Source organism: Leucobacter sp. M11 (genome assembly GCF_035726885.1).
In the GTDB taxonomy this organism is placed as follows: Bacteria; Actinomycetota; Actinomycetes; order Actinomycetales; family Microbacteriaceae; genus JAPFRB01.
The window spans coordinates 548,439-559,363 of sequence record NZ_JAPFRB010000003.1 but is presented as its reverse complement, the minus strand read 5'-3'; the positions used below and the strand labels follow the sequence as shown (position 1 = coordinate 559,363).

11 protein-coding genes and 1 pseudogene are annotated in these 10,925 nt (G+C 72.0%); 4 read left to right on the top strand and 8 right to left on the bottom strand.

What is annotated here, in order from left to right:
* Positions 1 to 206, top strand: a pseudogene (locus tag OOT08_RS11040) (aspartate aminotransferase); the annotation flags it as partial.
* Between the two features lie 60 nt (positions 207 to 266).
* Here the strand turns inward: OOT08_RS11040 and OOT08_RS11035 are convergent.
* From OOT08_RS11035 to OOT08_RS11025, 3 genes are all read right to left on the bottom strand, one after another.
* Complete coding sequence (locus OOT08_RS11035; RefSeq protein WP_325092691.1) at positions 267 to 1,325, bottom strand: hypothetical protein; 1,059 nt, start codon at positions 1,323 to 1,325, stop codon at positions 267 to 269.
* Positions 1,291 to 1,983 (bottom strand): RNA polymerase sigma factor, encoded by a 693-nt coding sequence (locus tag OOT08_RS11030; RefSeq protein WP_325092690.1) that lies wholly within the window; start codon positions 1,981 to 1,983, stop codon positions 1,291 to 1,293. Before OOT08_RS11030 ends, OOT08_RS11035 begins: the two co-directional genes overlap by 35 nt.
* A gap of 108 nt (positions 1,984 to 2,091) precedes the next feature.
* On the bottom strand, positions 2,092 to 3,501 hold the full coding sequence (locus OOT08_RS11025; protein WP_325092689.1) for an MFS transporter: 1,410 nt from the start codon (positions 3,499 to 3,501) through the stop codon (positions 2,092 to 2,094).
* A gap of 77 nt (positions 3,502 to 3,578) precedes the next feature.
* Here OOT08_RS11025 and OOT08_RS11020 point away from each other — a divergent pair, with 77 nt between their 5' ends.
* Positions 3,579 to 4,265 (top strand): TetR/AcrR family transcriptional regulator, encoded by a 687-nt coding sequence (locus OOT08_RS11020; RefSeq protein ID WP_325092688.1) that lies wholly within the window; start codon positions 3,579 to 3,581, stop codon positions 4,263 to 4,265.
* A 50-nt stretch (positions 4,266 to 4,315) separates the two neighbouring features.
* On the opposite strand, the gene OOT08_RS11015 is transcribed toward OOT08_RS11020, so the two are convergent.
* The gene (locus tag OOT08_RS11015) at positions 4,316 to 6,331 is read right to left on the bottom strand and encodes a putative Ig domain-containing protein (RefSeq protein ID WP_325092687.1); all 2,016 of its coding nucleotides are present in this window, start codon (positions 6,329 to 6,331) and stop codon (positions 4,316 to 4,318) included.
* Between the two features lie 206 nt (positions 6,332 to 6,537).
* Between OOT08_RS11015 and OOT08_RS11010 the strand changes: the two genes are divergently transcribed.
* Together OOT08_RS11010 and OOT08_RS11005 are read left to right on the top strand one after the other, a co-directional pair.
* Positions 6,538 to 6,870 (top strand): PadR family transcriptional regulator, encoded by a 333-nt coding sequence (locus tag OOT08_RS11010; RefSeq protein ID WP_325092686.1) that lies wholly within the window; start codon positions 6,538 to 6,540, stop codon positions 6,868 to 6,870.
* Positions 6,867 to 7,928 (top strand): permease prefix domain 1-containing protein, encoded by a 1,062-nt coding sequence (locus tag OOT08_RS11005; RefSeq protein WP_325092685.1) that lies wholly within the window; start codon positions 6,867 to 6,869, stop codon positions 7,926 to 7,928. Before OOT08_RS11010 ends, OOT08_RS11005 begins: the two co-directional genes overlap by 4 nt.
* An 89-nt stretch (positions 7,929 to 8,017) precedes the next feature.
* Here the strand turns inward: OOT08_RS11005 and OOT08_RS11000 are convergent, their stop codons facing one another.
* The 4 genes from OOT08_RS11000 to OOT08_RS10985 are packed head-to-tail and all read right to left on the bottom strand — an operon-like array spanning position 8,018 to position 10,692.
* Positions 8,018 to 9,190 carry a UDP-N-acetylmuramate dehydrogenase gene (locus OOT08_RS11000; RefSeq protein WP_325092684.1) on the bottom strand — a complete coding sequence of 391 codons (1,173 nt, stop codon included), beginning with the start codon at positions 9,188 to 9,190 and terminating at the stop codon, positions 8,018 to 8,020.
* Positions 9,187 to 9,624, bottom strand: a complete 438-nt coding sequence (locus OOT08_RS10995) for a MaoC family dehydratase (protein ID WP_325092683.1) — start codon at positions 9,622 to 9,624, stop codon at positions 9,187 to 9,189. Before OOT08_RS10995 ends, OOT08_RS11000 begins: the two co-directional genes overlap by 4 nt.
* A 2-nt stretch (positions 9,625 to 9,626) precedes the next feature.
* Positions 9,627 to 10,076: an FAS1-like dehydratase domain-containing protein gene (locus OOT08_RS10990; protein ID WP_325092682.1), complete on the bottom strand. Its 450-nt coding sequence runs from the start codon at positions 10,074 to 10,076 to the stop codon at positions 9,627 to 9,629.
* 19 nt (positions 10,077 to 10,095) lie between these two features.
* Positions 10,096 to 10,692, bottom strand: a complete 597-nt coding sequence (locus OOT08_RS10985; RefSeq protein ID WP_325092681.1) for a DUF937 domain-containing protein — start codon at positions 10,690 to 10,692, stop codon at positions 10,096 to 10,098.
* Positions 10,693 to 10,925: the final 233 nt, after the last annotated feature.

Genomic DNA, 10,925 nt, shown 5'->3' with positions numbered 1-10,925 from the left:
CGGTGCTCGGCACGGAAATCGACGGCGTCACCCCGACGACCTCGCTCGAGCTGGCCGACCTGATCCTGGACAAGGCCGAGGTCGCCGCGGTTCCCGGCGAGGCCTTCGGTCCCTCCGGGTACCTGCGCTTCAGCTACGCGCTCGCGGACGATCAGCTCCTTGAGGGCGTCCAGCGCATCCAGAAGCTGCTCGGCACCCAGGAATAACCGCCGCCGCTCATCGCCGCGTTCCCGGAGGGCTCCTCCGGGAACGCGGCGATTGCCGTCTCAGTGGGCGGGCTCGGCGACGTTTGTGACGACCCGGGGGGCCACGGAGACAACCTCGGTGCGGACCAGGGTCTGCGTGAGCACCCCGCTCGCTCGGCCGGAGCCGTCGAGCTGCACGGTGCGCTCGCCGAGGAAGGCACCCGTCACGGGGTCGACGATGATCTCCATCCGGCGCGGGGGTTCCTCCCGCTCCGCGCTCGTGAGCCCGATGACGACCCCGTTGCGCTCACCGAGGCTCGCGGCGGTCTCCCCCAGCATGACGCCGGGGAGCAGCGCGAGGATCCGATAGGCGAGCGCCCGACGCTCGGCGGGCAGCAGGCCGTCCCGAAGCAGGTTGGACACGGTGTCGAAGACCCGGCCCGCGTCCGTGCCCACCATCCGGCCGTCGCTCTGCTGCCCGAGATCGCTCCGGATCAGCGCCAGTGCGGCCTCGGGGTCCTCTGGGAGCGCCAAAAACTGGCTCATCTCGTCCTCCTGGTTTGTCCACGACTCATCAACCGCGGTGGCCTGCTGGGCGGGGCCCCCGTCCGCCTGCGGCACCACGCGCACCTCAACCCATCCCTCGTCAGGATCGTGCGGGATATACAGATCGACGGTGTCGATGCCCGCGCTGTCCGCCGCACGCGCTGCGTCCTCGGCTCCCGCGGGCCCCGTTCCCACCGCGACGGCAGCGCCGGACAACGCCTCCGTGGTCACCCGGAGGTAGCCCCCGGGCGGCACGTCTGGGTCGCTCGCACTGATGGAGCGAAGCGCCGCCTGTTCCAGGGTGTCGGCGGCCTCGGCGTGCGCCCCCTCCCGGAGCGTCACCGGGAGCAGCACCGTCGCCACAACCGCGGCGGCGACCGCGAGCCCGGCGACCGCGAGGAAGCTGCTCCGCCGGGGGCCCATGAGCGCGCGAAGCGGGGCCTGATCGCCGCGCTGGGGCTGTTCGGCAGCCGGGCGTTCCTCCGCTCGGGCGCTGAACTCGCGCATCAGCCTGAGCCGCTGCCCGGCGAGCTGCTCCGGGCTGGGGTCCGGGATTTCGCTACGTAACCGTCGCAGGGTGGGTGAATCGGACATGACGCTGCTCCTCTCCGCGGACTGGGGGTGATGTCGGCTCCGACGGAGAGCCGCCGGGCCAGGGCTGTGGCCCGCCGGGCGGTTCCCCGGGGTCCGGTAGGGCGTTCAGCTGCCGGGCAATCCCCCGCGCCTCGGCCGCCGCAATCCGGGTTCGGACGCGGTGCAGGCGGGACTTCACGGTGCCAACGGGCACGCCGAGGGCCTCGGCGATCTCGGCGGTGCTGAGGTTCCCCCAGGCCGACAGGAGGAGGGTGTCCCGGTCGTCCCGGCTGAGCGCGCGGAGCTCGCGCAGAAGCGGCCGCACCCGCTCGCGGGCATCGCTGCGTTCCTCGGCGCGCAGAAAGGGCTCCGTTCCGGTTGCGGAGGAACGCTGGCGCGCTTCCTGCCGGAGGATCTTGGCCTCCGTGCGGTGGTAGCGCCTGAGCACATTCGTGGCGATCCCGAAGAGCCAGGGCAGGGCGTCGTCCCGGTCGAGGTCGTAGCGGAAGCGCGCGTCGAAGGCCTGCAGGAAGGTCTCGGACACGATATCGTCCGCCGCGGCGGCCCCAGCCCGCCGGTGCGCGTAGCGGTGCACGTGCGCCGCGTGGCGATCAAAGAGCTCGCCAAAGCGCCCGGGGAGGTCCCAGGAGGCTCGGATGATCTCGCTATCAAGGGTCATATCAGGTATTGCCACCCGGCCCCGAAACGGTTCACGCGTCATGTTTCGGCCCCCGTCTGACCAGTCTCACCGATGTCGGTGGGCGGGTCCAGCCCGCGCAGGGAATGCTCAGCGGCGGCGCGCGGGGATCAGCCAGGCCGCGAACACGCCGACGAGGCTCACGGCGGACGCGAGCAGGAAGAGCGCCCGGAACGTGCCCTCGCCGGGGCTGCCGAGCGCGGACACCCCCACCGCGGTGAGGACGAGGGTGGTCACGGGGGTGCCGAAGGCGGAGCCCACCGTGCGCAGCACCCCGTTGAAGCCGAGGGCCGCGCCCAGGCCAGCCCGGTCCGCGTGCCCCGCGATGAGCTCAGCGATCACGGCGAATCCGATGCCGTTGCCGAGGCCGATCAGGCAAAAGAAGCCGATGATCGCGCCGAGCGACCCCGGCCAGCACGCAATGCCGAGGCTGCCAACGAGCATGACCGCGAGGGCGAGCCCGGCCACGGCCCGGCCGCTGATTCGGGCGAGGAGGGCCGGGGTAAAGCGGCCACCCAGGAACACGAGCACCGCGCCGGGCAGCAGCGCCGCGCCCGTGGCGGTCACGCCGAGTCCGTGGCCGATCTGGCCGCCCGCGCCCGCTTGCAGCAGCACCGGAAGGCCCACGTAGAACAGGTAGGGCACGAAGCCGAGGAACAGGGTCAGCAGGTTCGTCGCCGCGAGCGCGCGGTTCGTCACCAGCTCCGGGGCAATCAGGGGCTGGGCCACGCGGCGTTCCACCGCGATGAGGGCGATCAGCGCGACGAGCGTCAGGGCCGCGAGAGCGAGGGTGGGCCAGGACAGCCAGCCCCACCGCGCGCCCTGCGAGATCACGAGGAGCAGCGGGAGGAGCACGAGCGTGAGCAGGGCGATTCCCGCGAGGTCCTGGGGCGCGGGCCTGCCGGGCGCTGAGGCGGGCACGAAGCGGGCGACGAGGAGCACCGAGGCCAGGCCGAGGAGGCCGCCAATCCCGAAGAGCCACGGCCAGTTGGCGATCTCGGTCACCGCTCCCCCGACGACGAGCGCGAGGCCCGCGCCGAGCCCGAGGGTGCCGCTGAGCCAGCCGATGGCGACCGCCTGGTCCCGGCCCACCATTCGCCCGCGCACGATGGCGACCGCGAGCGGGAAGGAGGCGGTCGCGCTGCCCTGCAGCACCCGACCCGCGAGGATGACGGGCAGGGCCGTGCCGAGCCCCGCGAGTGCCGCCCCGGCCACGAAGACGAGCATGGCGATCATGAGCACCCGCCGGTGCCCGTAGCGGTCGCCGAGCGAGCCGATGACGGGGGCGGCGACGGCCCCGCTCAGCAGGTACGCAGTCAGGAGCCAGCCCGCGGTCGCGGCGTCGATCCCGAGGTCGGCGGCAAAGACGGGCAGCGCGGGAACGAGCAGGGTCTGCATCATCGAGAAGGCGAGCACCGCGGAGGCCAGCGCGAGGATCATGCCCCTCGGCGCGGACTCGGGTGCGATGGGCGCGGCGGCGGCGCGGGTGTCGGTGGTCACGGAACTCCTCACAAATTCGGAACGGAACGCTACGTTCCGATCAAAAGCGTACACGGGGACGGGCTACGATGGAAGCCATGACCGAACAGGCACGTCCCAGGGGCCGCGAGCGCGAGGCCCGGGTCAACGACCACGCGGTGCTCGAGGCGGCCCGGGCCGTGTTCGCGATTCGGGGGTGGGACGCCCCCATGTCGGCGATCGCCGAGCACGCCGGGGTCGGCGTCGCCAGCATCTACCGCCGCTATCCGAGCAAGGAGGAGCTGGTCCTCGAGCTGCGCCTGGAGGCGCTCCGGGATGTCACGGCACTCGCGACGGCCAGCCTGGCGGAGCCTGAAGCCGCCACCGGCGAGGAGGCCGCGAGCGGTGTCGCCTCCCCCGTCGCGCGCTTCCTGCGGGCGCACGTCCGCCAGGCCCACCCGCCCCTCGTGAACGCCTACGGGCTGCATCCGATCCCCTCAGCCGAGGTGGACGCCCTCGCCGAGGAGCTCTACCAGGCGCTCCTCGCCCTCATCGCCGCCGAGGCCGCCGAGCTGCCGCCCGGGTTCACCCCGGCCGACCTCATGCTCGGCATCACCCACCTCCGGCCCAGCCTCCCGGCAACCCCGGAGCGGCTGACCGAGATTCACCTGCGCCACGTTGACCTCTACCTGCTCGGCCTCCGGGCCGCGGCCCGGCGGCCCGAGCTCCTCTCGGGCACCGGCTCCTCGTGGCAGGAATGGCTCGACCTGCACAATTCCCAGCGCCCGAGCCACGCACGGCACTAAGCACGGACGCTCGGGGGCGCCGGAGCGCCCCCGAGCCCCCGAGCCCCCGCTTAGGCGTCCGCGCCGCGGCGGCGTCGCGCAGCCAGGAGCCCGGCCCCGGTGAGCGCCGCGAGCGCCGCCAGGCCGAGCGCTGCCGCCTGGCCGTCCGCGCCGGTCTCCGGGAGCGTGCCCGCCCCCGAGCCGCTCCCCGAGCCACTTCCGGTCCCCTCGGCATCGCCCGATCCGGCCGCGTCGGCGTCGGCGTCGGCAGCCGCGTCAGCATCGCCGTCCGCGCCCGCGTCCGCGCTGCCGTCCGCGTCGCCGTCACCGGGCACGACCGCCGGTTCCGCAACGACGAGCACGAACTCCTTCGTGTCGCTGCCATAGGCATCGGTCACCGTGACCGTGAGGACGTAGGTCCCCGGGGCCGTGGGGATGCCGGTCAGGGCTCCGGTCGCCGGGTCCAGCCGCAGGCCGGGGGGCGTCTGGGTCTGAGCACCGCCCGGTCCGGCGGTGCTGACCGACCAGGTCAGCGGCGCGGTGCCGGTCGCGGTGATCTCGACGGAGCCGTAGCCCTTGCCCACGGTGCCCCCGGGAAGCTCGTCCCGGGTGATCTGCGGCCCGTCGTGCTCCTCGGCGCAGGGCGAGGTGACCGGCTCGGTCGTGCCGTAGCGCCCCCAGAAGTCATCCCGCCAGTACAGCCGGTACTGGGCGGCGGTCGCCCCGCCCGGGTCCGCGGTCACCAGCTCGTTGCTGTACTCGCCCTCGATGCCCTCGAAGGTTTTTCCGCCGTCCGTGGACACCTCCCAGTTCACGCCGCCGCCGGCCCCCCGCGAAATGCCCGTGAGGGTGGCACTCAGCTGAACCTCGTCGCCCGCCGCGCAGGTGCCCTCTCCCGCGACAACCGCGCTCGGCATCGGCATGATCGAGACGGTGCTCCCCTCCTCGTCCAGCCAGCCGGTGTTCGCCGAGATCAGAGCCCCGGAGACCGGATCGCGATCAATCTGGGTGGGCGAGTCCGGCACCGCCCGGAAACTCTCGGATCGGATGCCCTCGGCGAGGTCCGCCGCCATGATCATGTCCCAGCCCTGCGAGGCCACGAAGGCGCGGTTGCGGCCCGGCTCGTCGCCCGTCCACGCGTCGTTGCCCGGGTCCCCCTCGATATCCCCGAGCATCGAGCCGACCGAGATCGGCTCCTGCTCGTAGGCACCCGTCTCCTGATTCAGCGTCGCCACCGTGCCGTCGACTCCGCCGGAAAAATACAGCTGGGTGTCCGCGCCGTAGCGGTTCAGCCCCATCGTGTAGCTCACGTCCCACTCGTTGCCGATCTCATGATCGGCGACCGGGGCGAGGTCCGTGATCCCGAGCCGGGAAAAGCGCTGCCGGTCCTTGCCCTGCCCGTTGCTCAGGGCGAGCACCTCAAAGCCGTCGCTGCTTATCTCGACGCCGCTGATGTTGTGCTTGCTCAGGCGGTGCTTCGCGATCTGGTCACCCGTCGCCGCGTCCATCAGCCAGACGTCCCCCGAGGAGTCCCCGAGCACGTAGGCGGTCCCGTCCGGGGTAGCTCGCATCTCGGTGACCCCGGAGAAGCTGTTGATCCGGTGATAGGCGGAGACCACCCCCGCGCTGAGGTCGACCACGGCAACGCCGTCGAGGCCGAGGCTGCCCGGGACGACCGTGACATAGGCCCTCGTCCCGTCCGGGCTGAGCGCAAAGAGGTCCGGGTGCAGATCACTTGCGTCGATCCCCCCCGGGAGCGCGGCGATACCCGCGCGCAGGTCGATCGTGCTCGTGAGCGTCCGCGAGGCGACGTCGATCGCGTGGAAGGTGCCGCCCACCCGCGTGACCGCGTAGGCCGTGACCCCGTCATCGGCAAAGTGCACATCCGTCGGCATGCTCCCGGCGCCCAGGTCGATGGTGGTCACCAGCTCCGAAACGAGGGTGTCGTCGACGTCCTTCGGCCGGTCCTCCTGATCGATGTCCGCCGGGCGCGGCGTCACCTCGGTCGCGTGCGCCGCCCCGACCGGCACGAGCAGCGCCGCCCCGACCACCACCGCGAGCGCGCACCGTTTCCACTGTTTTTTCACGTTCGAACATCCCCCCACAGGCTGTGATTTGGCGTCCGCTCCGATGCGAGACGCCACGGGCAAGGCCCGCTCGGAATGAGTTTAGGCGCATCGTCCGCCCCTGACCAGGCCCGGGGGCAAGAAAAGATGCCTCGCTTGACGTACTATTTCACGCGTAGTATGTTTGCAACAGCATAAACGCACCCCCAGCAGAACGGAGCCTGATCGTGATCAGCGCCGACGCCATCCGCGGATACGTGGACCTCATGGTGCTCTCCCTGCTGCGCGAGGGACCCTCCTACGCCTACGGGCTCGCGCAGCGCATCACCGACATCACCGGCGACACCTACGCCATCAAGCAGACCACCCTCTACTCGGCCGTCAAACGCCTCGAGGCGGGCGAGCTCGTCAGCTCCTACGCCGATGTCTCCCCCTCGGGCAAGCCGCGCACGTACTACCGCATCACCGACGCGGGCCTTGCCCACTTCGAGCTCAAGGTCGCCGAGTGGCGCAGCACGAAGTCCGTCGTCGACCGATTCACCGAAGGAGTCACCCCGTGAACGTCATCATCGCCTACCTGGAAACGATGTTCAGCACCTACCCCCAGACCCCGCGACTGCTCGAGGCCAAGGCCGAACTGCAGGGCATGATGGAGGACGCCTACGCGAGCCTCATCGCCGACGGCGCCTCCGAAAACGAGGCGGTGGGTCGGGTCATCCGGGACTTCGGGAACCTGGCAGAGGTCGCGCCGGTGCTCGGCATCGCCTCCGACATCGCCCCGCCGCCAGCCGCCCCGGAGAGCGCCGCCCGCCCCGCCCCGGCCCCCGCAACCGCGGCCGCCGCCCCGAAGCACCCGCCGGTGACGCTGCCGGAAGCCCAGGGCTATGCCGACGCGCACCGCCGGATCCGCTTCCGGGTCGCCGCAGCGGTCGTCCTGTTCGTGTTGTCCCCCGCGACCCTGATCGCGCTGCCCGCCGCCGCGAACGCGGGGCTCCTCCCTCTCACGAGCGGCGCGGGGGGATTCATCGGCCTCCTGGTGCTCTTCGTCCTGGTGGCGATCGGCGTCCTGACGCTCGTCGCCACCTCGCGGGAGACCGCGCCCTACAGCCGCATCGCCGAGGGGCGTTTCAGCCCCGACCCCGAGGTCACCCGGTGGGCTCGCGGCCTCGCCGCCGAGCACGAGCGCGGTCGCATCCGGGCCCTCCAGGTCGCGATCACGCTCTGGATTCTCTCCCCGATCCCGCTCATCGCGTTCGCCATGCTCCTGGACGACTCGCCGCAGAACAGCTTTTGGGTGGTCTTCGGCGTCGTGCTCGTGCTGGTCCTGGTCGCACTCGGGCTCGGCGTGCTCCTCCCGAAGGCCTGGGCTTACACGGTTGCGGAGACCCTCACTGCCGGGTCCGCGGGAGCGGAAATCGCGCCGGACGGGGAGCGCAGCCTGGTCGGCGTGATCGCCGCCTTCTACTGGCCGCTCCTCACCGCGATCTACCTCGGCTGGAGCTTCATCGGCTCTGCCTGGCATCTCTCCTGGGTCGTGTGGCCGATCGGCGCCGTCCTCTTTGGCGCGCTCGCCGCCGGCAGCGGCGCGATCGAGAGCTATCGCCGAGCCCGCCGGTAGGCCGGTCGCCGCGCACGCCGGGTCACCGGATCACGCGGAAGCCGAGCAGCGCACACCGCCTCCCGCCCAGCGGGAGGCGGTGTGCGCCGTTAGAGCTCGATGCCGACGAGGTTCGGTTCCGGGTGCAGCAGCACCCCGAAGTCGGCCTGCACGCGCTGCACGACGAAGCGGGCCAGCTGCCCGACCTCCGCGGCGGTCGCGCCGCCCTGGTTCGTGATCGCCAGGGTGTGCTTCGCGGAGATCGCGGCGCGCGAGCCCGGGATCCGGTAGCCACGGGCGATGCCGGAGCGCTCGATGAGCCAGGCCGCGCTGAGCTTCACCAGGCGCGGGCCCTCCTGCGGGGTGACCCGACGCATGGGCTCCCCCGCGTCGAGCTCGGCGAGGGGCGTGACGGAGACCGGGTCGCTCACCGGGGTCACGGACCAGCGCGGAGCATCGGCGGGCAGGGTCCGGGCGAAGGCCTCTGGCACGATGGGATTCGTGAAGAAGGAACCGGCGCTCGTGGAGTCCCGGTCCTCAGGGTCCAGCACCATGCCCTTGCTGGCGCGCAGCCGCAGCACGGTCCGGCGCAGTTCTTTGATCGAGACGCGGTCGCCGATCCGCACGCCGAGGGCGTCGGCGAGCTGGGCGTAGCCGACGGGGGCGCTGAGCGGGCTCGGCACCGCGCCGCTCTCGCTCAGGGTCAGGTCGATCGAGAGCACGACGCCGCCCCGCCCCCGCTTAAACACGGAGGTGCGGTAGCCCAGGCCGAGCTCGGCCGCGGGGATGCGGGTCACCTCGCCCGTGTCCTCGTCGAGGAAGGTCACGGCGTGCAGGGAGCTCGACAGCTCCTGGCCGTACGCGCCGATGTTCTGCACGGGGGCGGCCCCGGCGCAGCCGGGGATCCCGGAGAGCGCCTCGATGCCCGCCCAGCCCTGGTCCACGCACAGACCCACGAGCTGGTCCCAGTCCTGCCCGGCCTGCACGCGGAGGCGCACCTGGCCGGGGGCGGGATCGGGGAGCCGCTCGATGCCCTCGTTGCGCACGAGGAGCACGGGCCCGTCGAAGCCCTCGTCGGCGACCACGGTGTTCGAGCCGCCCGCGAGCAGCAGCCAGTCCTCGCCGCGCGCCCACAGCTCGCTCGCGATGCGGACGAGATCGTCCGAGGTCGTCGCGGTGAGAATCTCCCTGGCCCGGCCGCCGACGCGCATCGTCGTCAGCTCGCTGAGCGGGGTGTCCGCGGTCACCGGGGTGCCGGGGGCGGATTCGCCGGGCGGGGTCATCGGGTGAAGCTCACCTGCGCCTGCGCACGCCCGAGCACCGTCTGGCCGTCGAAGACGACGGTCAGGTCGATGCGGGCCGTGCCGGCCTCGGCGTCGATCGCGCCGACCGCGGCGCTCAGGCTGAGCTGCGCGCCCGCCTCGGCGTCCACGGGAACGGGGCGCGTGAAGCGCACCCGATAGTCCGACACCCAGCCCGCGTCGCCCAGCCACTCCACGACGGGGCCGATCGCGGCGCCCATCGTGAGCATTCCGTGCGCGAGCACGCCGGGCAGGCCCACCGACTGCGCAACATCATCGCGGTAGTGGATCGGGTTGAAGTCGCCGGAGGCCCCGGCGTAGCGAACGAGGGTGTCTCGGCTGAACGCGAGCTCGCGCGTCAGCACGACGTCGCCCACGGCCAGGTCGTTGGGCTGGGGAAGCGGCTGCTTCGTCACGGTTACTCTCCCTCTCCGCGGACCACGAGGGTCGAAATGGCGGTGACGACGTGCGCACCGGAGGCATCGACAATCTCGCTCGAGGCGGTGACCATCGAGTGGCCGCCGAGCTGCTTCACCGAGGCGATCGTGAGGGTCGCGCTCAGTTCGTCGCCCGCGATGATGGGGCGGGAGAAGCTGAACTGCTGGTCGCCGTGCACGACGCGGGAAAAGTCGACCCCGGCCTCCTCGTCGGCGAGGAGCTGCGCGAGGGTCTGTTCCTGCACCACGACCGCGAAGGTCGGCGGCGCGACCAGGTCGCCGAATCCGGCTGCCCTGGCCGCGTCCACCGAGGTGTGCACGGGAGCGGTCGCGAGCGTCGCCTGAGCGAACTCGCGCACCTTCTCCCGGCCCACCAGGTAGGGGGGCGTCGACGGGTACGTTTTACCTTGAACTTCTGGGTTTACCGACACGCCCCCACTCTACCGGTGCTTACTTGTTGCCGCCGAGCAGGCCGCCCAGGAGACCGCCGAGGCCGCCGCCCTGCTGCTGCTGGCTCTTGCCACCGCCGATGAGGCCGCCGATGATGTCGCCCAGGCCGCCGCCCTGCTGCTGGCCGCCGCCGAGGAGGCCGCCGAGCATGTCGCCCAGGCCGCCGCCGGAGGCCTGCTGCTGCGCGGGCTCGGCCTTCTTGCCGGAGAAGGCCTTGTTCGCGAGGAAGGCCATCACGATCGGGGCCAGCATCGGGAGCACCTTGGGGAGGATGCCGGCGAGGGGCGCTGCCTGCGCGCCGAGGGCGGAGACCACGTCGTCCTTCTTGTCGCCGAAGACGTGCCCGACGATCTTCTCGCCGTCGGCGGTGTCGACGGCGTCGAGGCTCAGGGAGCCGACGTCGGGAACCTGGTGCTTCTCCAGCGCGGACTCGAGGGCGGCTGCGCCGTCCTCGGACTGGGCGTTGTGGGTCATGCCGCCAAGGAGCGCGGGGACCGCGGTCTGCACGGCGAGGTTCGCCAGGTTCTCGTCGATGCCGAGCTTGGTGGCGATGTCGCCAACCGGGATGGACTTCAGAAGGTCGTCAAGGGTGCTCATGGGGTGCCTTTCGTCAGGTGCGGTCTCATCGTATCCAGCGGGGCTCCCCGGCACCAGCAATTCCCAGCCTCGCGCCGGGGGTTCCGCCCGCGACGCCGACGGCGCACCCCCGGACGGTGCGCCCGCCGGGCGCGGGCGGCATACTTGAGGCAGCGGGCGCAGCTGCCCCGCCCGAGCGAACGAGAGCCATGACGAAGCCCCTGCCCCAGAGCACCGCCCCCGAGCCGGGCACC

What these genes read in the sequence shown, in the direction of transcription:
- OOT08_RS11035 (WP_325092691.1), bottom strand. Translation starts at nt 1,325, where the DNA reads ATGTCCGATTCACCCACCCTGCGACGGTTACGTAGCGAAATCCCGGAC.
- OOT08_RS11030 (WP_325092690.1), bottom strand. Translation starts at nt 1,983, where the DNA reads ATGACCCTTGATAGCGAGATCATCCGAGCCTCCTGGGACCTCCCCGGG.
- OOT08_RS11020 (WP_325092688.1), top strand. Translation starts at nt 3,579, where the DNA reads ATGACCGAACAGGCACGTCCCAGGGGCCGCGAGCGCGAGGCCCGGGTC.
- OOT08_RS11000 (WP_325092684.1), bottom strand. Translation starts at nt 9,190, where the DNA reads ATGACCCCGCCCGGCGAATCCGCCCCCGGCACCCCGGTGACCGCGGAC.
- OOT08_RS10985 (WP_325092681.1), bottom strand. Translation starts at nt 10,692, where the DNA reads ATGAGCACCCTTGACGACCTTCTGAAGTCCATCCCGGTTGGCGACATC.